General features: G+C 72.5%; 20 protein-coding genes. 13 read left to right on the top strand and 7 right to left on the bottom strand.

What is annotated here, in order from left to right; genetic code table 11:
* Together pgi and ACE3UN_RS02875 are read left to right on the top strand one after the other, a co-directional pair.
* A complete protein-coding gene (gene pgi / locus ACE3UN_RS02880) occupies positions 1–1,620 on the top strand; it encodes a glucose-6-phosphate isomerase (protein ID WP_374673406.1) in 1,620 nt (539 codons plus the stop codon).
* On the top strand, positions 1,617–2,261 hold the full coding sequence (locus tag ACE3UN_RS02875; RefSeq protein WP_374673405.1) for an HAD family hydrolase: 645 nt from the start codon (positions 1,617–1,619) through the stop codon (positions 2,259–2,261). The genes pgi and ACE3UN_RS02875 overlap by 4 nt, the downstream gene beginning before the upstream one ends.
* Here ACE3UN_RS02875 and ACE3UN_RS02870 read toward each other — a convergent pair.
* The 5 genes from ACE3UN_RS02870 to ACE3UN_RS02850 all read right to left on the bottom strand — a co-directional run bounded on the left by ACE3UN_RS02870 (position 2,244) and on the right by ACE3UN_RS02850 (position 7,088).
* The gene (locus tag ACE3UN_RS02870) at positions 2,244–3,281 is read right to left on the bottom strand and encodes a GlxA family transcriptional regulator (protein WP_374673404.1); all 1,038 of its coding nucleotides are present in this window, start codon (positions 3,279–3,281) and stop codon (positions 2,244–2,246) included. The genes ACE3UN_RS02875 and ACE3UN_RS02870 overlap by 18 nt on opposite strands.
* Positions 3,266–3,868: a DJ-1/PfpI family protein gene (locus tag ACE3UN_RS02865; RefSeq protein WP_374673403.1), complete on the bottom strand. Its 603-nt coding sequence runs from the start codon at positions 3,866–3,868 to the stop codon at positions 3,266–3,268. The genes ACE3UN_RS02870 and ACE3UN_RS02865 overlap by 16 nt, the downstream gene beginning before the upstream one ends.
* A complete protein-coding gene (locus ACE3UN_RS02860) occupies positions 3,868–4,467 on the bottom strand; it encodes an isochorismatase family protein (RefSeq protein ID WP_374673402.1) in 600 nt (199 codons plus the stop codon). Before ACE3UN_RS02860 ends, ACE3UN_RS02865 begins: the two co-directional genes overlap by 1 nt.
* Positions 4,468–4,572: 105 nt before the next feature.
* Positions 4,573–5,772, bottom strand: a complete 1,200-nt coding sequence (locus ACE3UN_RS02855; RefSeq protein WP_374673401.1) for a M20 aminoacylase family protein — start codon at positions 5,770–5,772, stop codon at positions 4,573–4,575.
* Between the two features lie 101 nt (positions 5,773–5,873).
* Positions 5,874–7,088: an ABC transporter substrate-binding protein gene (locus tag ACE3UN_RS02850; RefSeq protein ID WP_374673400.1), complete on the bottom strand. Its 1,215-nt coding sequence runs from the start codon at positions 7,086–7,088 to the stop codon at positions 5,874–5,876.
* Positions 7,089–7,268: 180 nt separating this feature from the next.
* Between ACE3UN_RS02850 and ACE3UN_RS02845 the strand changes: the two genes are divergently transcribed.
* Genes ACE3UN_RS02845 through ACE3UN_RS02835 form a run of 3 tightly spaced genes read left to right on the top strand, consistent with a single transcriptional unit; the run spans position 7,269 to position 10,812 of the window.
* Positions 7,269–9,317, top strand: coding sequence for a molybdopterin-dependent oxidoreductase (locus ACE3UN_RS02845; protein ID WP_374673399.1), 2,049 nt, complete (start codon positions 7,269–7,271; stop codon positions 9,315–9,317).
* Positions 9,318–9,321: 4 nt separating this feature from the next.
* On the top strand, positions 9,322–10,473 hold the full coding sequence (locus tag ACE3UN_RS02840) for an aminopeptidase (protein WP_374673398.1): 1,152 nt from the start codon (positions 9,322–9,324) through the stop codon (positions 10,471–10,473).
* A gap of 24 nt (positions 10,474–10,497) precedes the next feature.
* Positions 10,498–10,812 (top strand): polyhydroxyalkanoic acid system family protein, encoded by a 315-nt coding sequence (locus ACE3UN_RS02835; RefSeq protein ID WP_374673397.1) that lies wholly within the window; start codon positions 10,498–10,500, stop codon positions 10,810–10,812.
* A gap of 33 nt (positions 10,813–10,845) precedes the next feature.
* Here ACE3UN_RS02835 and ACE3UN_RS02830 read toward each other — a convergent pair whose 3' ends face one another.
* Positions 10,846–11,100 carry an acyl-CoA-binding protein gene (locus tag ACE3UN_RS02830; RefSeq protein ID WP_374673396.1) on the bottom strand — a complete coding sequence of 85 codons (255 nt, stop codon included), beginning with the start codon at positions 11,098–11,100 and terminating at the stop codon, positions 10,846–10,848.
* Positions 11,101–11,208: 108 nt separating this feature from the next.
* On the opposite strand from ACE3UN_RS02830, the gene ACE3UN_RS02825 reads away from it, so the two are divergent.
* Genes ACE3UN_RS02825 through ACE3UN_RS02805 form a run of 5 tightly spaced genes read left to right on the top strand, consistent with a single transcriptional unit; the run spans position 11,209 to position 16,524 of the window.
* On the top strand, positions 11,209–12,657 hold the full coding sequence (locus tag ACE3UN_RS02825) for a wax ester/triacylglycerol synthase family O-acyltransferase (RefSeq protein ID WP_374673395.1): 1,449 nt from the start codon (positions 11,209–11,211) through the stop codon (positions 12,655–12,657).
* A 33-nt stretch (positions 12,658–12,690) separates the two neighbouring features.
* On the top strand, positions 12,691–13,338 hold the full coding sequence (locus ACE3UN_RS02820; protein WP_374673394.1) for a response regulator: 648 nt from the start codon (positions 12,691–12,693) through the stop codon (positions 13,336–13,338).
* Entirely contained in the window at positions 13,331–15,355 is a 2,025-nt protein-coding gene (locus ACE3UN_RS02815; RefSeq protein WP_374673393.1) for an ATP-binding protein, read from the top strand. The genes ACE3UN_RS02820 and ACE3UN_RS02815 overlap by 8 nt, the downstream gene beginning before the upstream one ends.
* Positions 15,356–15,372: 17 nt before the next feature.
* On the top strand, positions 15,373–16,308 hold the full coding sequence (lpxC, locus tag ACE3UN_RS02810; protein ID WP_374673392.1) for a UDP-3-O-acyl-N-acetylglucosamine deacetylase: 936 nt from the start codon (positions 15,373–15,375) through the stop codon (positions 16,306–16,308).
* A 30-nt stretch (positions 16,309–16,338) separates the two neighbouring features.
* Positions 16,339–16,524: a hypothetical protein gene (locus tag ACE3UN_RS02805; RefSeq protein WP_374673391.1), complete on the top strand. Its 186-nt coding sequence runs from the start codon at positions 16,339–16,341 to the stop codon at positions 16,522–16,524.
* Here the strand turns inward: ACE3UN_RS02805 and ACE3UN_RS02800 are convergent.
* On the bottom strand, positions 16,451–17,158 hold the full coding sequence (locus ACE3UN_RS02800; protein WP_374673390.1) for a TetR family transcriptional regulator: 708 nt from the start codon (positions 17,156–17,158) through the stop codon (positions 16,451–16,453). The genes ACE3UN_RS02805 and ACE3UN_RS02800 overlap by 74 nt on opposite strands.
* A gap of 182 nt (positions 17,159–17,340) precedes the next feature.
* Between ACE3UN_RS02800 and ACE3UN_RS02795 the strand changes: the two genes are divergently transcribed.
* From ACE3UN_RS02795 to ACE3UN_RS02785, 3 genes are read left to right on the top strand one after another with little or no spacing between them, the layout of a single operon-like run.
* A complete protein-coding gene (locus tag ACE3UN_RS02795; RefSeq protein ID WP_374673389.1) occupies positions 17,341–18,630 on the top strand; it encodes an efflux RND transporter periplasmic adaptor subunit in 1,290 nt (429 codons plus the stop codon).
* A gap of 25 nt (positions 18,631–18,655) precedes the next feature.
* Positions 18,656–21,850 carry an efflux RND transporter permease subunit gene (locus tag ACE3UN_RS02790; protein WP_374673388.1) on the top strand — a complete coding sequence of 1,065 codons (3,195 nt, stop codon included), beginning with the start codon at positions 18,656–18,658 and terminating at the stop codon, positions 21,848–21,850.
* Positions 21,850–23,295, top strand: coding sequence for an efflux transporter outer membrane subunit (locus tag ACE3UN_RS02785; protein ID WP_374673387.1), 1,446 nt, complete (start codon positions 21,850–21,852; stop codon positions 23,293–23,295). Before ACE3UN_RS02790 ends, ACE3UN_RS02785 begins: the two co-directional genes overlap by 1 nt.
* The last annotated feature ends 4 nt before the right edge of the window (positions 23,296–23,299 follow it).

Raw genomic sequence — 23,299 nt, 5'->3', positions numbered from 1 at the left:
ATGCCCGTGCCCATGACCCGCTGCGACGAGACGGTGGCCTGGACCGCGCTGCGAGGGCACTTCGAGGCCCATGGCCGCGAGCTGGACCTGCGCCAGGTCTTCGCGGACGACCCGGCCCGCTTCGAGCGCTTCGCGCTGCAGGCCCCCGAGGTCTTCGCCGACCTGTCCAAGAACCTGTGGGACGAGGTGACGCGCCGGCTGCTCGTGGAGCTGGCCGGACAGTGCGGGCTCGAGGCGCGGCGCGATGCCCTGTTCGCGGGCGAGCCGATCAACACCACCGAGGGGCGGGCGGTGCTGCACACGGCGCTGCGCGCGCCGCGCGGCGCGGCACCGTTCAGCGACGAGGTGCACGAGGTGCTGGACCGCCTGCTGGCGTGTGCCGAGCGCGTGCGCGCAGCCGCCGGGCCGGACGGCTTCACCGACGTGGTGAGCATCGGCATCGGCGGCTCCGACCTCGGCCCGCGCATGGCGGCGCAGGCGTTGCAGCCCTTCGCGCACGACGCGCTGCGCTTGCACTTCGTCTCCAACGTCGACGGCCACGACATCACGCCGGTGCTGCAGGGCCTGCGGCCGGAGCGCACGCTGTTCATCATCGCGAGCAAGACCTTCACCACGCAGGAGACCATGGCCAACGCGGCCGTGGCGCGCGAGTGGTTCGTGTCGCAGTGCGAGGCGCAGGGGCGTCCGGCGGACGTGGCTCGCCATTTCATCGGCGTCACGACCCACCTGCCGGCCGCCGCCGCCTTCGGCATCACCGAGACCTTCGGCTTCTGGGACTGGGTCGGAGGGCGTTACTCGCTGTGGAGCGCGATCGGCCTGCCGCTGGCCATCGCCATCGGGGCGGCCGCCTTCCGCGAGCTGCTGGCGGGCGCGCACGCCATGGACCGCCATTTCGCCGAGGCCCCGCTGGCGCAGAACCTGCCCGTGCAGCTGGGCCTGCTGGACGTCTGGTACCGCAACTTCCACGGCTTCACCAGCCGTTCGGTCGCGCCCTACCACCAGGGCCTGGCTCGGCTGCCCGCCTACCTGCAGCAGCTGGAGATGGAGTCCAACGGCAAGTCGGTGGACACGGCGGGGCGCGCGCTGCCCTATGCCACCAGCCCGGTGGTGTGGGGCGAGCCCGGCACCAACGGGCAGCACGCCTATTTCCAGCAGCTGCACCAGGGCACGGATGTGGTGCCGGTGGAGTTCATCGCCGTCAAGCAGCCCGCCCACGGGCACCGTGACCTGCACACCAAGCTGCTGGCCAACTGCCTGGCCCAGAGCCAGGCGCTCATGCAGGGCAAGACCGCCGACGAGGCGGCCGCCGAGACCGCCCCCACCGCCTCGGCCACGCTCGACCGGGCCGTGCTGGCGCAGCACCGCCGATTCCCCGGCAACCGGCCCAGCACCACGCTCGTGCTGGATGCGCTCACCCCGCGCTCGCTCGGCGCGCTCATCGCGCTGTACGAGCACCGCGTGTTCACCAGCGGTGCGGTCTGGGGCATCAACAGCTTCGACCAATGGGGCGTGGAGCTGGGCAAGGCGCTGTGCAGCCAACTGCTGCCGCGCTTCGCCTCGGGCGACGCGAGCGGCCTGGACGCGTCCACCGCGGGCCTGCTGGCCCGGCTGCGTTCATGAGCGGGAATGCCGCCCCGGAGGCGGACACCGCCGTCGTCTTCGATTTCGGCCGCGTGCTGTTCGACTGGCAGCCCGAGCGCCTGCTGGCGCAGGTGCTGCCCCACCGGGTGGTCGACGAGGCGAGCGCCGCGCACTGGGTGGCGCAGGTGTTCCAGGGCTATACCGGCGACTGGGGCGACTTCGACCGCGGCGTGGTGGAGGTGCCGGCCCTCGTGCAGCGCATCGCCGCGCGCACCGGCCTGGCACCCGACGAGGTGCAGGCGGTGGTGGACGCGGTGCCCGAGGCGCTGCAGCCCCTGCCGGGGACGGTGCAGCTGTTGCTGGACCTGAAGGCCGCGGGTCGCCCGCTGTACTTCCTGTCCAACATGCCGGCCCCCTATGCCGAACACCTGGAGCGCACGCACGGTTTTCTCGCGTGCTTCGATGGCGGCGTGTTCTCGTCGCGCGCCCAGCGCAACAAGCCGGATCCCGCCCTGTACGCGCATGCCGAGCAGTGCTTCGGCCGTGCGCCCCACGCGCTGTACTTCGTGGACGACCACGCCCCCAACGTCGCGGCCGCCCAGGCCCGCGGCTGGCGCGGCCATGTGTTCACCGGCCACCAGCCCCTGGCCGAGGCCCTGCGTTCAATCGGCGTGTTGTGAGGCGCCCGGGGCGGGGGCTGTCGCCGCCCGCTGGCGGGCACGGCGCCACTGCCGGTCCGAGCTGAAGCCCGCCAGGGCCAGCGACTCGGCGCTGGACAGCCCGGCGGCGCGGGCCTGCTGGGCCAGCGCCAGGCGCACCTGCTCCACGTGTTCACGCGGGGTCTGGCCCACATGGGCCTGGAACAGCCGCGTCAGGTGGCGTGGCGTCACGTGGGCCACCTCGGCCAGCCGCTCCAGCGACCAGTCCGCGCCCGGCGCGTCCAGCACCGCGTTCTGCACCGCGTGCACGGCCGGGTGCAGGTGGCGCCGGCCGGCCAGCAGCGGGGAGTGCTCCGGGTCGTCGGTGCCGCGTCGGTGGTACAGCACCATCACCTGGGCCACCGCGGACGCCAGCGGCTCGCCCAGCGTGGCGGCCACCAGGTGCAGTGCCAGGTCGATGCCGGCGGTGATGCCGGCGCTGGTGAGCACCGGGCCGTCCTCCACGAACACGCGGTTGCCCAGCACACGCGCCGCGGGCGCCAGCGCCGCCAGGTCGGCCAGCAGCTCGTGGTGCGTGGTGACGCGGCGGCCGGCCAGCAGGCCCGCGTCGGCCGCCAGCAGGGCGCCCACGCACACGGTGACCAGGCGGTGCGCCGGGGCGGGACCGGCCAGGGCCGGCGCGACGACCCGGCTGAGCCACTGCCGCGTGTCGAGCCAGGGGCGCTGGTGGCGCACCACCTGCGCCGCGTCGCCCGGGCGGCCCAGCAGCACCACCCAGCTGGGCGCGGCCAGCGCGTCCGGCAGCGGCTCGATGCCCGCCAGCGTGAGGCCCACCGACGAGGATGTGCTGGCCTGCGGGCCGACGTAGCGCAGGCGGAAGGCCGGCGGCAGGCCGCGGCGGGCACACTGCTGGTTGGCCAGGCGCAAGGCTTCGGCCGGTCCGGCCAGGTCCAGCAGCAGCGTGTCGGGCAGCACCACGAACAGCACGTCCACCGCCCTGGGAGCGGGCGCGGCCCGCGGGGCGGTCAGGCGCCGATCCACGGCACGTCCAGCTGGCGCGCGGTGCGGCGCGCCAGCGCCTCGCCCGCGCAGCGCGCCACCAGGTGCAGGCTCATGTCGATGCCGGCCGCGATGCCCGCCGACGTGACCACCGCCCCGTGGTCCACCCAGCGCCGGTCGGGCTGCAGCTGCAGGTCGGGGTGGCGCGCGGCGAGGTCGGCGGCGTCTTCCCAGTGGGTGGTGGCGGGGGCGTCGTGCAGCACACCGGCCGCCGCCAGCACGAAGGCGCCGGTGCAGATGGAGGCCGTGATCTCGGCCGTGTCGGCGCGGCGGGCGATCTGCGCCAGCAGGGCGGTGTCGGTCAGCAGGGCGTCCACCACGCCGCCGGGCACCAGCAGCAGCTGCGCCGCCGGTGCGTCGGCGAGCGCGCTGTCGGGCTGCAGCACCAGCCCGGCCCGCGCATGCACGGGGCGGCCATGCGGCGAGGCGGTGGCCAGGGCGAAGGGGGGCGGTTCGCCGGGCGTCAGCCGCTGGGCCATGCGGTTGGCGGTGGTGAACACCTCGTAGGGCCCGGCGAAGTCGAGCAGCTCGACCTCGTCGAACATCAGCAGCACGATCTGGCGGGTCATCAGCGGCCCTCCCCGTCGCGGGCACGCTGCAGCGCGTCGTCCACCGTGCACAGGGTGGCGAAGCGGCCGGCCAGCACGGTCTCGGTGCGCTCGCGGATCTGCGCGGCGCTCAGCGTCTGCCCCGAAGGGGTCGTCATGTCGAAGGTGAGCGTCGCCTCGGTCACGAAGTCCACCGCCCAGCCTTCGTCGCTGGCATGGCGGGTGGTGGTCTCGCAGCACTGCTCGGTGCGGATGCCCGCCACGATCAGGCGGCGAATGCCCTGCTGGTGCAGCCAGACGGCCAGGCCGGTGCCCACCAGCGCGCTGTGCCGGTGCTTGTCCACCACCAGGGCCGGGTCGAACGGCGCCAGGCCGTCGAGCGGGCGGACGAGGCCGCTGGCGTGCGAGAACGCGTTGTCGGCCGCCTGCGGCCCGTCGGTGTGGAACACCTGCACCACCGGGATGCCCGCTGCCTGGGCACCGGCCACCAGCCGGTTCGTGGCGGCCAGGAAGGCCGGCGCCTCCGCGTCGCTCCAATAGGGGCGGGCACGGAAGGACTGCTGCACGTCGATCAGCAGCAGGGCGGTGGAGCCGGCGGTGGGGCGGACAGCAGCGGACATGGGCAGCACCAGACAGGAAGTGGATGATGCGCCATGTTGGCCCGCAAACGCGCCGCCAGTCAGGTCAGCGCCGGACCGGTTGCGGTCAAATCAGGACATCGCGCGTCAGCCGCGCGCGAGGAAACGCTCGGCCAGCCGCACCCACAGCGCGGCGCCCGGCGCCAGCAGCTGGTCGTTGAAATCGTAGCTGGGGTTGTGCAGCGTGCAGGGCCCCAGCCCGTGGCCGGCCTCACGGTGGCCGCCGTCGCCGTTGCCGATCACGAAGTAGGCGCCTGGCCGCTCCAGCAGGAAGAAGCTGAAGTCCTCGGCCGTCATGGCCGGCTCGAACTCGTGCGTGGCCGCCTCGCCCACCAGCTCCTGCATCACGCCGCGCAGGAACTGCGCCTCGCGCGCATGGTTCACGGTGGGCGGGTAGTTGCGCCTGAACTCGAACTCCGCGGTGCAGCCGAAGGCGGCCGCGGTGTGGCGCGCCACCTCCTCCATGCGCCGCTCGATCAGGTCCAGCACCTCGACGCTGAAGGTGCGCACGGTGCCCTCGATGACGCAGTGGTCCGGCACCACGTTGGTGGCCTCGCCCGCATGGATCATGGTCACCGAGATCACGGCCGTGTCCAGCGGCTTCTTGTTGCGCGTGACGATGGTCTGGAAGGCCTGCACCATCTGGCAGGCCACCGGCACCGGGTCCAGGCCCAGGTGGGGCAGGGCGGCGTGGGCGCCCTTGCCGCGCACCACCACCTTGAACTCGTTGCTGGAGGCCATGGCGGGCCCGTCGCACACCGCGAAGTGCCCGGCGGGGTAGCCGGGCCAGTTGTGCATGCCGAACACCGCGTCCATGGGGAAGCGCTCGAACAGGCCGTCCTTGACCATCTCGCGCGCCCCGCCACCGCCTTCCTCGGCCGGCTGGAAGATCAGGTAGACGGTGCCGTCGAAGTGGCGGTGCCGCGCCAGATGGTGGGCCGCGGCCAGCAGCATGGCGGTGTGGCCGTCGTGGCCGCAGGCATGCATCTTCCCCGCGTGGCGGCTGGCGTGCGCGAAGGTGTTGCGCTCAGTGATCGGCAGCGCGTCCATGTCCGCCCTCAGGCCGATGGCCCGGGGGCTGCTGCCGTTGCTGACGACACCCACCACGCCCGTCCTGCCGAGGCCGCGGTGCACCGGGATGCCCCATTCGGCCAGCTGGCGGGCCACGAGGTCCGAGGTGCGCTCCTCCTCGAAGCACAGCTCGGGGTGGGCGTGGATGTCGCGTCGCAGCGCGGTCAGCGCCGCGAGGGTGGCGGCATCCGCCTGCAGGTCGTCGATGAGGGCCATGGGCGCTGATGTCTCGCGTGTGTCTCGTTCGGCCGCCGCGGGCGGCGGGCGTGCCGGACGATGTTACGCGAGGGCCCTTGGCCCGGCCGGCGGCGGGGCCGTCAGCGCCGCACGCCCCCGTCCTTGGTGAGCATGGACAGCTCGACGAAGCGCGAGGCCACATGCTGGCGCGCCCCAAAGGCCACGGTGAAGCCGCCCAGGTTGAGCTTGCTGAGCGACTCCAGGCCGTTCACGAAGGCGTCGTAGCTGGCGCTGCGCGCCTGCTTCAGGCCTTCGATGAAGACGCGGGCCGCCACGTAGCCTTCCATGCTGGAGTAGTTGGGCTGGATCTTCGGGTCACGGGCGGCCTGGATGGCGCCGAGGTAGTCCCGCACGATGCCCACCGAGTTGGTGTACGGGTACGGCATGACCTGGCTGACCACCACGCCGTTGGCCTCCGCGCCGAGTTCGTCGGCCAGCGCCTGCGTGCCCACGAAGGACACGTTGTAGAAGGTGCCGCCATAGCCCGCCTGGCGGGCCGCGCGGATGAAGGCCGCGCAGCTCTTGTAGGCGCTGATCTGCACGATGGCGTCCGGCTTGGCGGCCACCAGCGCCTTCACGGCGCCGGCGACGTCGACGCTGTTGCGCTCCACGGTGCCCACCGCGGCCGGCTCCAGCCCCTTGGCCTTGAGCGCCTTGGTCACCCCGTCCAGGCCGGCCTGGCCGTAGCTGTCGTTCTGGCGGAACACGGCCACCCGGTTCAGGCCCAGCGACGTGAGCTGCTTGACGATCAGGGCCGTCTCGTCCTCGTAGGAGGCGCGCACATGGAAGACCGAGCGCAGCACCGGCTCGCGCAGTGCCATGGCGCCCGTGAAGGGGGCGAAGAAGGGCGTGCGCCCGTCCTTGACCAGCGTCAGCGCGGCCAGCGAGGTGGGCGTGCCCACGTAGCCGAACAGCGCGAAGACGTCCTGCTCCAGGAACTTCTCGGTGTTGGTCTTGCAGCGCGCGGGGTCGTAGCCGTCGTCCAGCGTGCGCAGTTCGATGCGCTGACCGCCCAGGCCGCCTTCGGCGTTGAAGGCGTCGAAGGCCAGGCGGGCGCCCTGGTTCATCTGGATGCCCAGCTGGGCGGCCGGGCCGGTGAACGCGGCCGACTGCCCCAGGACGATGCGTCCGCTGCTCTGGGCGAACACGGGCGCGCCCGCGATGGCCAGGCCGCCGGCGGCCAGCCGGCCCAGCGTCCGCCGCCGCCCGGCGTCGGCCGGCTGCGGGCCGGTGACGTCGGCGGTCGTGGGGCGGGCGTCGGCGGGGTCGGAGTGGGAAGGGGGGAAAGATGGCATGCCGGCATTGTCGACAGCGCTTCCACATCGATTGACGTCAGGCTGTCGCGCCGCGTCGTTACAAACCGCAACGGGCGTGCAGCCTGCCACGGTCTCGCTGATCGGATGCGCCGCCGGTCCGTCGGCGCGCGGGCGGCCCTGCGGCGCGGCGGGGCGCGGGCGCTGTGCCATCATTCCCGGATGAGCCTGCGCACCGTCCACGCCGCCTGTCCCCACGACTGCCCCGACACCTGCGCCATGCGCGTCACGGTGGACACGGCCGCGCAGCGCATCGTGCGCATCCAGGGCGACTCGGACCATCCGCCCACCCATGGGGCGCTGTGCACCAAGGTGTCGCGCTATGCCGAGCGCGTGGACCACCCGGAACGTGTGCTCACGCCGCTCCGGCGTGTCGGTCCCAAGGGGTCCGGCCAGTTCCAGCCGGTGTCCTGGGACGAGGCGCTGGACGACATCGCAGGTCGCCTCGGTGCCATCGCGGCGCGCGACCCGCAGGCCATCCTGCCGTACAGCTACGCCGGCACCATGGGGCTGGTGCAGGGCGAGAGCATGGCGGCGCGCTTCTTCCACCGGCTGGGGGCCTCGCGCCTGGACCGCACCATCTGCGCGTCCGCCGGGGGCCAGGCGCTGGAGATGACCTACGGCGGCAAGCTGGGCATGCACCTGGAGCACTTCGCCGAGAGCCGGCTGATCCTCATCTGGGGCAGCCATTCCATCGCCTCCAACCTGCATTTCTGGACCTTCGCCCAGGCGGCCAAGCGGGCCGGCGCCAAGCTCATCGCCATCGACCCGCGGCGCACCGAGACGGCCGAGAAGTGCCACCAGCACATCGCCCTGCTGCCCGGCACCGACGGCGCCCTGGCGCTCGGGCTCATGCACGAGCTCATCGTCAACGACTGGCTGGACCACGACTACCTCGCCCGCCATGTGCAGGGCTGGCCCGAGCTGCGTGAGCAAGCGCTGGCCTGGTCGCCCGAGCGCACGGCGGCCGAGTGCGGCATCACGGCGGACGAGGTGCGCGCCCTGGCGCGCGACTACGGCACCACCGCGCCCGCGGCCATCCGCCTGAACTACGGCATGCAGCGCGTGCACGGCGGCGGCAACGCGGTGCGGCTGGTGGCGCTGCTGCCCTGCCTGGTGGGCGCATGGCGCCACCGGGCCGGTGGCCTGCTGCTGTCCGCCTCGGGCTGGGCCAAGCCCGTGAAGAACACCGCCTGGCTGGAGCGGCCCGACCTGCTGGCCGGCCGCCAGCCGCGGGTGGTGAACATGAGCACCATCGGCGACGACCTGCTGCGGGAGACGGACACCTCGCCCGGCGGCTTCGGGCCGAAGATCGAGGCGCTGGTGGTCTACAACAGCAACCCGGTGGCGGTGGCGCCGGAGTCGGCCAAGGTGGTGGCGGGTTTCCGCCGCGACGACCTGTTCACCGTGGTGCTGGAGCACTTCCTCACCGACACGGCCGACCATGCCGACTACGTGCTGCCGGCCACCACCCAGCTGGAGCACTGGGACGCCCACGCCAGCTACGGCCACACCTGGGTGCTGATCAACGAGCCGGCCCTCCCGCCGCGTGGCCAGGCGCGCTCGAACGCCGAGATCTTCCGCCAGCTGGCCGCTCGCATGGGCTTCCCCGAGCCCTGCTTCCTTGACGGCGACGAGCAACTCGCCGCCAACGCCTTCACCGACGCGGTGGACCGCGAGGCGCTGCGGCGCGACGGCTTCGTCAAGCTGGCGGTGCCCGAGGCCCCGTTCGCCGAGGGCGGCTTCGCCACGCCCAGCGGCCAGGCGGTGGCCGCCGCGCCGGGCGTGCCGCTGCCCACGCATGTGCGCAACCATGAGTGCGCCCTGTCCGCGCCCGAGCTGGCCGCGCGCTATCCGCTGGCCATGATCTCCCCGCCGGCCCGCCACTTCCTCAATTCCACCTTCGTGAACGTGAAAAGCCTGCGCGACATCGAGGGCGAGCCGCTGGTGGAGATCCACGCCAGCGACGCGGCCGCCCGTGGCGTGGCGGACGGCCAGCCCGTGCGGGTGTTCAACGACCGCGGCAGCTACGAATGCGTGGCGCGCGTCAGCCCGCGGGCCCGGCCCGGGGTGGTGAACGGCCTGGGCGTGTGGTGGCGCAAGTTGGGCCGCAACGGCACCAACGTGAACCAGCTCACCCACCAGCGGCTCACCGACCTCGGCGCGGCGCCGTCGTTCTACGACTGCCTGGTCGAGGTGGCTCCCCTGTGAGCGCATGGCGACCGGCCTGCCCCGCCCTGGCTGGCGCCGGGCGCTGCTGATGGCCGGGCTGGGCGCCGCGGGGCTGGCCGGGGTGGCCCTGCTCACGGTGTGCCTGAGCAGCGGCTGCAGCTCGGTGGGCTACCTCGCCGGTTCCGTGGCAGGGCACCTGGCCCTGCTGAACAGCGCCCGCCCGGTGGACGAGTGGCTGGCCCGCGCGGACACGCCGGACACGCTGCGCACGCGCCTCGTGCTGAGCCAGCGCATGCGCGATTTCGCGGTGAGCGAGCTCGCCCTGCCGGACAACCGCAGCTACCGCAGCTATGCCGACCTGAAGCGCGCCGCCGCGGTGTGGAACGTGGCGGCGGCGCCGGAACTCTCGCTCACGCTGCACACCTGGTGCTACCCGGTGGTGGGATGCGTCAGCTATCGGGGCTTCTACGACCGTGCCGAGGCCGAAGCCGCCGCCGAGGCACTGCGGGCCCAGGGGCTGGACGTGACGCTGTACCCCGTGGCGGCCTATTCCACGCTGGGCAAGGCCGAATGGCTGGGTGGGGACCCCCTGCTCAATACCTTCATCGGCGGGTCGGAGCTGGAGCTGGCGCGGCTGATCTTCCACGAGCTGGCCCACCAGGTGGCCTACGCGCCCGGCGACAGCATGTTCAACGAGTCCTTCGCGACGGCGGTGGAACAGCTCGGCGGCGCGCGCTGGCAGGCCGCGCAGGGCGGCGCGGCCGACCCCGCCGCGCTGCGGGCCATCGACCGCCGGCGCAGCGAGTTCCGCGCGCTCACCCTGCAGGCCCGCCAGGCCCTGGACGCGCTGTACCGCAGCCGCCTCGGCCCCGAGGCGCAGCGCGCGCGCAAGGCGCAGATCCTGGCCGAGCTGCGCGCGGGGCATGCGGCGCTCAAGGCGTCCTCCTGGAACGGCTACGCCGGCTACGACGCCTTCATCGCCAACGCCAACAATGCGTCGCTCGGCATGCAGGCCACCTACCACGACTGGGTGCCGGCGTTCACCCGCCTGTTCGCCCAGCAGGGTGAGGATTTCCCCCGGTTCTATGCCGAGGTGCAGCGCCTGGCCGGCTTGCCGCGCGGCGAGCGGGAGGCGACACTGCGCGCGCTCGCACCGCCGGCTTCCACCGCGGCCGGGCCTTCCTCCACCCCCTGAACCGCTGCTGCACACCGCTGTCCCATGGCCCAGATCCACATCCGTCGCGACCACACCCTCGGCCTCGCCCGTGCCCGCAAGGTGGCCTGGAAATGGGCCGAGCACGTGGAGAAGAAGTTCGAGATGGAGTGCACCGTGCTCGAAGGCGAGACCAGCGACACGGTGCAGTTCAAGCGGTCCGGCGTGTCCGGCAGCATGATCGTCACCGCCGACCACTTCGAGGTGGACGCCAAGCTGGGCCTGCTGCTCGGCGCGTTCGCCGGCCAGATCGAGACCGAGGTCTGCAAGCAGCTCGACGCCGCCCTGGCCAAGGAACAGGCCAAGAGCAGCAAGGCCTGAACGGAAGCAGGCGCCCTGGCGGGCGCCCGGTGATTACTTCAGCGATTCGATGAGGTCGATGTACTGCTGCATCGCCTCGTCGGCGGACGTGCCCTGGAGCTCGTTCCAGGCGTCCCACTTGGCCCGGCCCACCATGTCGGTGAAGCCCGGGCGCTTGCCGTCCACGTCGCCCGCGGTGGCCTGCTTGTACAGCGCGTAGATCTTCAGCAGCGTCATGTTGTCCGGCTTCTCCGGCAGCTGCTTGCTCTCGGCGACGGCGGTCTCGAATTGCGCCTTGAGGTCGGCCATGGGTGCCTCCTGATGGTAAGGAACGTGGTGGGTAAAGCAGAATTGACGCGCAGGATGTTACCCAGCATCGTGGCCGCCACTGCACCGAATTCCTAGAGGGAGACACCCATGTCCGGCCGCCCCGCCGCCGTGTCCGAACGCATGTCCAGGGTCGACACCGCCTGGCTGCGCATGGACAACGACGCGAACCTCATGATGATCGTGGGCGTCTGGCTGATCGAGCCGCAGCTGGGCCTGGACGACCTGCGCCGGCGCGTGGCCGAGCGGCTGCTGCGCTACGACCGCTTCCGCCAGCGCGTGGTGGAAGACGCCATGGGCGCCAGCTGGGTGGAGGACGGCGAAGTCGACCTCTCGGCCCACGTGGTGGCCGAGACGCTCCGTCCGGCTGCCGGCCAGACGCCCACCGAGGCGCTGCAGGCGCGCGTGGGCGAACTCGCCGCCACGCCGCTGGACCGCACGCGCCCACTGTGGGAGCTGCGCCTGGTCGAGGCGCTGGAGCCCGGCTGCAGCGCGGTCATCATCCGCGTGCACCACTGCATCGGCGACGGCATCGCGCTCATCTCGGTGATGCTGTCCATCACCGACGACGGCCAGCCGCCGCCCGAGCGCGTGCGGCCGCCCGAGGGGCAGGCCGAGGGCGACGCCTTCGCCGACCTGCTGCTCAAGCCCATGACCGACCTCACCCTCAAGGCCATCGGCCTGTACGGCGACGGGGTGGTCAAGTCGGTGGAATGGATGAGCAACCCCGTGCAGCCGCTGGCTGGTGGCCTGGACGTGGCCCGGGCCGGCATGCAGGTGGTGCAGGACGCGGCGGCGCTGGCCCTCATGCCCGACGACTCGCCCACGCGGCTCAAGGGCAAGGCCACGCCGGGCAAGCGCGTGGCCTGGGGCCAGCCGCTGCCGCTGGACGAGGTGAAGGCGGTGGCCCAGGCCTTCGGGGCCTCCATCAACGACGTGCTGCTGGCCAGCGTGGCCGGGGCGATCGGCAGCTACCTGCGCGCCCACGGCGACGACCCCACCGGCCAGGAGATCCGCGCCATGGTGCCGGTGAACCTGCGGCCCATGGAGGAAGCCTGGAAGCTGGGCAACCGCTTCGGCCTGGTGCCGCTGGTGCTGCCCATCGGCATCGCCAACCCGGTGGAGCGGCTGGCGGCGGTGCGCGCCCGCATGAACGAGCTCAAGGGCGGCTACCAGCCGGTGCTGGCCTTCGCCCTGCTGGCCGTGGCGGGCCTGCTCATCAAGCCCATGCAGGACGCGCTGCTGAACCTCTTTGCCCGCAAGGCCACGGCGGTGATGACCAACGTGCCCGGTCCGCGCCACCCGCTGGCGTTTTGTGGCCGCACGGTGCGCCAGGTCATGTTCTGGGTTCCCCAGAGCGGTGACATCGGCGTGGGGGTGAGCGTGCTCAGCTATGGCGGCGGCGTGCAGTTCGGGCTCATCACCGACGATGCGCTGTGCCCCGACCCCCAGGCGGTGGTCGACCGCTTCCGCCCCGAGTTCGAGCAGCTGCTGTACCTGGCCCTGATGCTGCCCTGGGGGCACGCGGACGAGGGATAGCGCCCGGCCGGTCCACGTCCCACACTGCGCGCGATGGCCCCGATCTCCGTGCTCATCGTCGACGACGACACGCGTATTCTCACGATATTCGCGGAGGTGGTGGCGAGCGCGCCCGGTCTGCGCCTGGCCGGCACGGCGGGTGACCTGCCACAGGGACGCCGGCTGCTCGTGGAGCTGCGCCCGGACGTGCTGCTGGTGGACCTGGGCCTGCCCAGCGGCAGCGGCATCGAGCTCATCCGCCATGCCCACCTGCACCTGCCGGCCACCGATGTGATGGTGGTGTCGGTGTTCGGTGACGACGCGCACATCATGGCGTCGCTCGAGGCCGGCGCCACCGGCTACCTGCTGAAGGACAGCGACCCCGCGGACCTGGCCGCCGCGGTGCGTGCCCTGCGGGCCGGTGGTAGCCCCATCAGCCCGGTGATCGCGCGCCACCTGCTGCAGCGCCTGGCGCCGGCCCCCGCCGGGCCGGTGGATGGCGACGCGCTGCTGTCGCCGCAGGAGCGGCAGGTGCTCACCTACTCCGCCAAGGGCTTCAGCTTCGAGGAGATCGCGCGCATGCTGGGGGTGTCCCGCCATACCGTCATGACCTACGTGAAGCGCAGCTACCGCAAGCTGCAGGTGCACTCGAAGACCGAGGCAATCTACGAGGCGCGCAAGCTGGGCCTGGTGCGTGACTGAAGCCGAGCTGGCGGGCCCGACGGTGCCCGCCGGGCCGCCTGACGCGGCGGCGCCGGGCGCCCAGCGTGCGCGGCGTCGATGGCGGGCGGCCTGGGGCCTGGCGCTGCTGGCGGGCCTGGCCGCCGGCCTGGGCCTGCTGGGCCGGGCGCACGCGCCCTGGGCGCCGGCCGTGGACCGCGCCACCGCGGCCGCGGGTGCCGCCTGGGTGCATTCGCGTCCCTTCGAGGCGGCGCGCCTGCGACGCGACGGGCGGGTGCGGCCGCAGGTGGACGCCCCGTCGCCCGGCGACGCAGCCGCCTGGCAGGCGGTGGAGCTGCCGCTGCGCGAGGCGGCCCGGCGGGATCTGCCCGCGCAGGCGCAACCCCGGCCGCTGCGCGTCTGGTGGTACCGCGTCGACTACACCGTGCCCAGTGGCGTGGAGGGCCCGCTCGCGCTGTACGTGCCGCGCGTCGTCGGCGGGCCGGTGCAGGTGATACGCCACGAGGGTGATCACTGGGCACTGCTGTGGGACGGTGCCGAGCGCTGGCGCGAGCAGTGGAACCGCCCGGTCTTCGTGGACCTGGGCGCGGCGCCGCCGGCCGGCACCACCGTGCACCTGGCGCTGGGGCTGGTGCGCTACGACAGCGGCCAGCACCAGCTGTCGCGCGTGCTCGTCGGCCCGCGCGAGCCGCTGGCCCGGCGCGACGGCTGGCGGCGCCTGCTGCAGCTGTCGCTGCCACAGGTGGGATCGCTCACCTTCCTGGCGCTCGGCGCGTGCGCCCTGCTGCACTGGCTGCGTCGGCCGCGCGAGCCGGCGTACCTGCTGTTCTTCTGCAGCTCGGCGGTCTGGGCGCTGCGCGCGCTGCACTACACCATCGACATGCCCGCCGACCGCGCCGCGTACGGCTGGTTCTGGTGGGCGAGCCAGGCCTCGCTGTCCTGGGGCATGCTGCTGATCTACCTGTTCGCCTTCCGCTTCGACGCGCGCAGCTACCCGCGCGTGGAGCGCCTGCTCACCGTGTTCGTGGCCTCGGTGTCTCTGCTGTCCATGCCGGTGCCGGGCTCGCCGCTGAGCTCTCTGGCCCAGTTGCATGCGCTGAACGCGGTGGTGGCCCTGGCGGTCACGGCCTGGCTGACGGGGGTGGCCTGGCGCGGCGGGGGGCCGGAGTTCCGGGCCATCGTGGGCGTGCTGTGGTTCAACCTCGCGCTCGGCGCTCACGACCTGCTGCTGGTGGCCGGCCGGGCCCCGGTGGAATCGGCCTACCTGCTGCCGGTGGGCACCTTCGTCATGCTGCTGGCCTTCCTGTACGCGGTGCAGCGCCGCTACAGCGCCGCCATGGAGGCGGTGGAGCGCGTCAACGCCGGGCTGGAGGCGCGGCTGGCCGAACGGGAAGCCGAGCTGCGCCTGCAGCACGAGCGCCTGCGCGCCGTCGAGCGGGACCAGGCCCTGCTGCTGGAGCGCCAGCGCCTGATGCGCGACATGCACGACGGGCTGGGCTCCACGCTGATGTCGTCGCTGGTGCTGGCCGAGCAGGGCCGCTTCGCCCCCGATGCGCTGGCCGGCGTGCTGCGCGAGTGCCTGGATGACCTGCGGCTGGTCATCGACTCGCTCGAGCCCATCGAGCACGACCTGGTGACGCTGCTGGCCTCGCTGCGCCACCGCCTGGGCCGCCGCCTGGAGGACGCAGGCCTGGTGCTGCACTGGGACGTGCAGGACCTGCCGCCGCTGCCCTGGCTCAACCCGCCGGACGCGCTGCAGGTGCTGCGCATCGTGCAGGAGGTGCTCACCAACGTGCTCAAGCATGCGGCGGCGCGCCATGTGAGCATTGCCACGCGCCCGCTGGGCGAGCACGTGCGGGTGCAGGTGGAGGACGACGGCTGCGGCTTCGAGCCTGGCCCCGCGGCCACGGGACGGGGCTTGCGCCACCTGGCGCTGCGGGCGGCGCGCCTGGGCGGGCGCCTGCAGGTGGACAGCGTGGTGGGCCGCGGCACGCGGGTGGTGCTTGACCTGCCCTTGGGGCGGGACACCGCGCCCTGACGGACAATGGCCCCGCCATGCTGCAGCAACGCACCCTCAAGTCCATCACCCGCGCCGTGGGCGTGGGCCTGCACAGCGGCCAGCGGGTGGAGCTCACCCTGCGTCCGGCCGCGCCCGACACCGGCATCGTCTTCCGCCGGGTCGACCTGCCCCAGCCGGTGGACATCCCGGTGCGCTTCGATTCGGTGTGCGACACCCGCATGGCGTCCACCATCTCGCCGGGCGGCGACCCGGGCGCACCCAAGGTGCAGACCATCGAGCACCTGATGTCCGCCTGCTCGGGCCTGGGGCTGGACAACCTGTACGTGGACATCACCGCCGACGAGGTGCCCATCCTCGACGGCTCGTCGGCCAGCTTCGTGTTCCTGCTGCAGAGCGCGGGCATCGAGCTGCAGAACGCGCCCAAGCGCTTCATCAAGGTGAAGAAGACCGTCGAGGTGCGCGAGGGCGAGGGCGCGCGCCTGATGTGGGCCCGCCTGGAGCCGCACCACGGCTACAAGCTGAGCTTCCAGATCGACTTCAACCACCCTGCGGTGGACGCCACCGGGCAGGAGACCACCTTCGACATGGGCTCCGGCCGCTACAAGCAGGAGATCGCCCGCGCGCGCACCTTCGGCTTCACCAAGGACGTGGAGGCCATGCGCGCGCGCGGCCTCACGCTCGGCGGCAGCATGGACAACGCGATCGTCATCGACGACTACCGCGTGCTCAACAGCGAGGGCCTGCGCTACGACGACGAGTTCGCCAAGCACAAGATCCTCGACGCCATCGGCGACCTCTACGTGGCCGGCCGCCCGCTGCTGGCCGCCTACACCTCGTACAAGGGCGGGCACGCGCTGAACAACCGGCTGCTGCGCACGCTGCTGGCCGATGCGTCCGCCTGGGAGCTCGTCACTTTCGAGGACGAGTCGCTCGCCCCCACCGGTTTCGCCGAGCTGGCACCTGCCTGGTGACGGCCATGGGCTGTCGCCGAGACCCACCCCATGATGCTCTTTCGCCTCGTCTTCGGCCTGCTGCTCGTGGCCGGCCTGGCCTGCCTGGCCACCTACATCGCCACGAAGGACCCGGTATGGCGGCGCCGCGGCCTGGTGATCGTCAAGTGGACCGTGCTGGCGGCGATCGGCGCGCTCGCGGTGCTCGTCCTGGAGCGGCTGGCGCTGCTGCTGTAGCCGACGGGGGGGCGGCGGGCAGCGCGGCGCGCAGGCCATTCACGTAGGCCTTGACGGCGGCGTCGCCACACTCCACGAGGTCGAAGCCGCCGGGCTGCAGTGTCCAGTGGTGCATCAGGCCGTCCACCAGGGCGAACAGGCCCAGCGCCACGGCCTTGAGCGACAGCCCGGGGCGCAGCAGGCCGGCCTGGCTGGCCACCTCGAGCTGCGCCTGCAGGTCGTCGCGGAACTGGTTGATGCCCTCCAGGTAGCGCTGCTGCACCGAGGCGAGCTCCTCGGTGTACTCGGTCTGGTGCATGGCGATGCGGAAGACGCGTTGCACCTGCTCGTTCTCGGCCAGCACACGCAGCGGCCAGGTGGCCTGGCGCATCAGCCGGCCCAGCGGGTCGTCGGCCGGCGGGCAGCCGGGGCATTCACCCGCCTCGCAGGGCAGGAACGCCCGCTCCATCATGGCGTTGAACAGGGCCGCCTTGTCCTCGAAGTGCCAGTAGATGGCACCGCGTGTCACGCCGGCGGCCACCGCCACGTCCTGCAGGCGGGTGTGCGCCACGCCGCGGGCGAGGAACTCGCGCTCGGCGGCATCCAGGATCTGGTGGCGGGTGGATTCGGCTTCGGCCTTGGTGCGGCGGACCATGAGGGGGCAATCAGAGCTAGGGGGATTGTCGCTGCACGCCTGCTGACGGCCCGTTGTCAGCAGGGCGGTGTCAACATACATACACGATTGTATGTATACTGCGCCGCCTTGACCAGCCCGGCAGACGCCTCCTTGTCGAGCGCGTGGTTTGCCGATCGTCGAACCCAATAAGAACACCGCCCATGACACCCGACGCCATGCACGCACCCAACCCCTCTTCCGCGGCGGCCCGACGCCGCTTTCCGCGCGCCATCACCGCGCTCACGGCACTGACGGCGCTCGCGGCCGCGGCCTTCCTGCTCACGGCCTGCGGTGGCTCCACCGCGGCCGGTGGCGCAGGCGGCCCAGGCGGCCAGATGCCCGCCATGCCGGTGGGCGTGGTGACGGTGCAGCCGTCCGGCGTGACGCTGTCCACCGAGCTGCCGGGTCGCCTGGAGGCCTGGCGCACGGCGCAGGTGCGCGCTCGCGTGACCGGCGTCGTGAACAAGCGCCTGTTCGAAGAGGGCAGCACCGTGCGCGCCGGCCAGAGCCTGTTCCAGATCGACGACGCCGCCTACCGCGCCGCGCTCGACAGTGCCCTGGCCACGCAGGCGCGTGCGGAAGCCGCCCTGGCGCAGGCCGAGGCGCAGCTGGCGCGCAACCGTCCGCTGGCCGAGGCGCGTGCCATCAGCCAGCAGGAGTGGGTGGCCACCCAGGCTGCGCACAAGCAGGCCGTGGCCGACGTGGCCGCGGCCCAGGCCGCCGTGGCGCAGGCTCGGCTGAACGTGGGCTACGCGGCCGTGCAGGCGCCCATCGGCGGGCGCATCGGCCGGGCGCAGGTCACCGAGGGCGCGCTGGTGAGCCAGGCCGAGGCCACGCTGCTGGCCACCATCCAGCAGACCGACCGGCTGTACGTGAACATCCCCCAATCGGCCACCGAGGCGCTGCGCCTGAAGCGCGCCTTCGAATCCGGGCAGCTGAAGGCGGCGCAGTCCGATGCGCGCGTCATCCTGGACGACGGCAGCCTTTACCCGCTGCCGGCCAGGCTGCTGTTCGCCGACCTCACCGTGGACGCCACCAGCGGCCAGGTGATGCTGCGCGCCGAGGTGCCCAACCCCCGGGGTGAGCTGCTGCCCGGCCTGTACGTGCGCGTGCGGCTGGCGCAGGCGACGCGGTCGGACGGCATGCTGGTGCCGCAACAGGGCGTCACCCGCGGCGCGGGCGGCGACACCGTGATGGTGGTGGGTGCCGACGGCATGGTGTCCACCCGTGGCGTGCAGCTCGGCGGCACCCAGACCACGGCACAGGGCCCGCAATGGGTGGTGCTGGGCGGCCTGAAGGCCGGTGAGCAGGTGGTGGTGGACGGCTTCCAGAAGATCCGCCCGAACGCCCCGGTCAAGCCGGTGCCGTGGAGCCCGGTGGCCGCCTCCGGCGCGGCCGGTGCATCCGCGCCCGCCGGCGCGGCCCCCGCCGCCTCCGCCGCCAGCCGCTGACCCGGGAGCCAACGAGCACACGACCATGAACTCCCGCTTCTTCATCGACCGACCCATCTTCGCGTGGGTGATCGCCCTGTTCATCGTGGTCATTGGCGCAGCCGCCATCACCCGGCTGCCCGTGGCCCAGTACCCCACGGTGGCGCCACCGGCGATCGTCATCTCCAGTGCCTACCCCGGCGCCTCCGCCAAGGTGATGGAGGACAGCGTGCTGTCCGTCATCGAGCAGGAGCTCAACGGCGCGCCGGGCCTCATCTACATGGAGTCCAGCGCCGACGCGAGCGGCACCGGCACCGTCACGGCCACCTTCGAGCCGGGCACCGACATCTCCATCGCCCAGATCGAGGTGCAGAACCGCGTGTCGCGGGCCACGCCGCGGCTGCCCGCGGCCGTGACGCAGCAGGGCGTGCGCATCGACAAGGCGCGCGCGAACTTCCTGCTGGTGGTGATGCTCACCTCCACCAACCCGGACCACGACCCCATCGCCCTGGGTGACTACGCGGCGCGCAACATCGTGCCCGAGCTGCTGAGGGTGCCCGGCGTGGGCCAGGCGCAGCTGTTCGGCAGCGAGCGCGCCATGCGCGTGTGGGTGGACCCGGCCAAGCTGGTGGGCTATGGCCTGTCCACGGCCGACGTGAACGCCGCCATCCGTGCGCAGAACCTGCAGGTGTCCGCCGGCACGGTGGGCGGGCTGCCCGCCACCAGCGAGCAGACGCTGTACGCGACCATCACCGTCAACGGCCAGCTCGCCAGCATCGAGCAGTTCGGCAACATCCTGCTGCGCACCAACGCCGATGGCTCGTCCGTGCGGCTGAAGGACGTGGCGCGGCTGGAGCTGGGCGGCCAGGCCTACGCCACCTCCGCGCGGCTGAACGGCGTCACCGCCAACGGCATCGGCGTGCAGCTGTCGCCCACGGGCAACGCGCTGGCCACGGCCACGGCCATCCGCGAGCGCATGGACGAGCTCAAGCAGTTCATGCCCGAGGGCATGAGCTACGACGTGCCCTACGACAGCTCGAAGTTCGTGCGCATCTCCATCGAGGAGGTGGTCAAGACGCTGATCGAGGCGATCGCGCTGGTGTTCATCGTGATGCTGGTGTTCCTGCAGAACATCCGCTACACGCTGATTCCCACCATCGTGGTGCCGGTGGCGCTGATGGGCACCTTCGCCGCGATGCTGGCCTTCGGCTTCTCCATCAACGTGCTCACGCTGTTCGGCATGGTGCTGGCCATCGGCATCCTGGTGGACGACGCCATCGTGGTGGTGGAGAACGTCGAGCGCATCATGGCCGAGGAGGGCTTGCCGCCGCGCGAGGCCACCGTCAAGGCCATGGGCCAGATCACCGGCGCCATCATCGGCATCACCGTGGTGCTGGTGTCGGTCTTCGTGCCGATGGCCTTCTTCAGCGGCTCGGTGGGCAACATCTACCGCCAGTTCTCGCTGGCGATGGTGGCGTCCATGCTGCTGTCGGCCTTCATGGCGCTGTCGCTGACGCCGGCGCTGTGCGCCACGCTGCTCAAGCCGGTGCCTGCCGGCCACCACGAGAAGAAGGGCTTCTTCGGCTGGTTCAACCGCGGCTTCCGCCGCACGGCCAAGGGCTACGAGTCGGTGGTGGCGCGCATCCTGCCGCGCGCCGGGCGCTTCCTGGTGCTGTACGCGGTGATCCTCGCCGCCGCGGGCCTGATGTACACGCGCCTGCCCACGTCCTTCCTGCCCAACGAGGACCAGGGCTACCTGGTCGTCAACGTGCAGCTGCCGCCCGGCGCCTCGCAGGCGCGCACCGAGGCGGTGATGAAGCAGGTCGAGCAGTTCTTCCTGGCGCAGCCCGAGGTCGACAAGATCGTCGCCGTGCTGGGCTTCTCGTTCTCCGGCTCCGGCCAGAACGCGGGCCTGGCCTTCGTGCCGCTCAAGCCGTGGGAGGAGCGCCAGGGCGCGGAGCACACCGCGCAGGCGCTCGCGGGCCGGGCGTTCGGCGCGCTCATGGGCATCCGCGATGCGTTCATCTTCCCGCTCTCGCCGCCGCCCATCCCCGAGCTGGGCACGGCCACCGGCTTCAACTTCCGGCTGCAGGACCGCAGCGGCCAGGGGCACGAGGCCCTGCTGGGCGCGCGCAACCAGCTGCTGGGCATGGCCTCGCAGAGCAAGCTGCTCGCGGGCGTGCGCCCCGACGGCCTGGAGGACGCGCCGCAGCTGCAGCTGGACGTGGACCGCGAGCGCGCTGCCGCGTTGGGCGTGGGCTTCGACACCGTCGGCGCCGTGCTGTCCACCGCGCTTGGCTCCAGCTACGTGAACGACTTCCCCAATGCCGGCCGCCTGCAGCGCGTCATCGTGCAGGCCGAGGCGCGGTCGCGCATGCAGCCGGAGGACATCCTGCAGCTGCACGTGCCCAACAACCGCGGCCAGCAGGTGCCGCTGTCGGCCTTCGCCAGCACGCGCTGGGTCACCGGCCCGCTGCAGACCGTGCGCTACAACGGCTACCCGGCGATGAAGATCGCCGGGGACGCGGCGCCGGGCGTGTCCACGGGGGAGGCCATGGCCGAGATGGAGCGGCTGGTGTCGCAGCTGCCGCCGGGCTTCGGCTTCGAGTGGACCGGCCAGTCGCGCGAGGAGAAGCTCTCGGGTGCGCAGGCCACCATCCTGCTCGCGTTCTCGATGCTGGCGGTGTTCCTCTGCCTGTCCGCGCTCTACGAGAGCTGGAGCATCCCGGTGGCCGTGCTGCTGGTGGTGCCGCTGGGCGTGCTGGGCGCGCTGGCCGGCGTGTGGCTGCGCGGCATGCCCAACGACGTGTACTTCAAGGTCGGACTGATCACCATCATCGGCCTGTCGGCGAAGAACGCGATCCTGATCATCGAGTTCGCCAAGGACCTGCAGGCCGAAGGCAAGAGCCTGCTGGTGGCCACGCTGGAAGCCTGCCACCTGCGCTTCCGGCCGATCCTGATGACCAGCTTCGCCTTCATCCTGGGCGTGCTGCCGCTGGCCATCGCCTCGGGCGCCGGCTCGGCGAGCCAGCGTGCCATCGGCACCGGCGTGATGGGCGGGATGATCACGGCGACGGTGCTGGCCGTGCTGCTGGTGCCGGTGTTCTTCGTGGTCATCCGCCGCCTGTTCCCGGGCGGCCATGTGGCCGGCCACGGCACCTCCATCTCCTCGCCCGAGGCGGATGCGGCCGCGGCCGAAGCGCTGCACCTGGACAACAACTCGAACAAGGAGGGCCGGTGATGCACGGCCAGACGATGTCCGCCCCCCGGGCGGCCCGCGGCGGCCGGTGGACCCGTGCCGCTCTCATCCCCACGGCGCTGGCCACCGCGCTGCTCGCCGCCGGCTGCATGAGCCTGGCGCCGGACTACCAGCGGCCCACCTCCCCGCTGGTGGACGCACCCGCCGCGGGCGTCTCGGCACCCGCCGCTTCGCTGCCCGCCACGCGCGAGTTCCTGCGCGACGCGCGCCTGCGCACCCTCGTCGACCAGGCGCTCGCCAACAACACCGACCTGCGCGTGGCGCTGCTCAACGTGGAGCGCAGCCGCGCGGCCTTGCGCATCACCGAGGCGGACCGCTGGCCCACGGTGGCGGCCGCGGTCAGCGCCAGCCGCGCGCCCAACACGGCAGGCGACCAGACCAACACCTTCCAGGCCGGGCTGCAGGTCACCAGCTACGAGCTCGATCTGCTGGGCCGCGTGCGCAGCCTGAGCGACGCCGCGGCGGCGAACCTGCTGGCCACCGAAGCCGGGGCGCGCGCGGCGCGGCTGGCCCTGGTCACCCAGGTGGCGGCCACCTGGTTCACGCTGGCCGCCGACGAGGAGCAGCTGGCGCTGGCACGCCAGACCCTCGCCGCCCGTGAGCGCACGCTGCAGCTCACCGAGCTGCGCGTGCAGGTGGGGGCCGCGTCGGACGTGGAGCTGCATGGCACGCGGGGCCTGACGGCGCAGTCGCGCGCCAGCGTGGCCGCGCTCGAGCGCCAGGTGGCGCAGGACGCCAACGCCCTGGCGCTGCTGGTGGGCGAGCCGGTGGGCCAGCAGGCGGCTGCCGCCGGGCGCCATGCGCCGGCCGGCGTGACGCTGTCGGACGCGCTGCTGGCGCCGGTGCCCGAGCTGCCGTCGAGCGTGCTGCTGGCGCGCCCGGACGTGATGCAGGCCGAGCAGCAGCTCATCGCCGCCAACGCCAACATCGGCGCCGCGCGCGCCGCGCTGTTCCCGCGCCTCACGCTGAGCACGAGCGCCGGCGTGGTCAGCGACACGCTGCGCGGGCTGGTCGAGTCGGGCACCTTCGCGTGGACGCTCGCGGGCCAGGCGGCGGTGGCCCTCTTCGACGCCGGCCGCAACCAGGCCAACCTGCGCAGCACCGAGGTGTTGCGTGACATCGCCCTGGCGCAGTACCAGAAGGCCATCCAGGTGGCGTTCCGCGAGACCGCCGACGGGCTGCGGGCGCAGGGGGCCTGGCGCAGCCAGGTGCAGGCCCTGCAGCAGCTGCAGGACGGCGAACGCGAGCGCCTGCGCCTGACGCGCCTGCGCCACGAGGCCGGCGCGGCCAGCCTGCTCGAGCTGCTCGATGCCGAGCGCTCGGTGGCGGCCGCGGAGCAGTCGCTGGTGCAGGCCCGCCTGGGTGAACTCCTCAACCGGCTGGCGCTGTACAAGGCGCTGGGGGGCGAGGAACCCGGCATGCCCTGAGGCG

The sequence above is a fragment of the Ideonella sp. genome (genome assembly GCF_041918995.1).
In the GTDB taxonomy this organism is placed as follows: domain Bacteria; phylum Pseudomonadota; class Gammaproteobacteria; order Burkholderiales; family Burkholderiaceae_C; genus Ideonella.
Note: the sequence above shows the minus strand (reverse complement) of the source record. Positions and strands in the feature narration are given on the sequence as shown.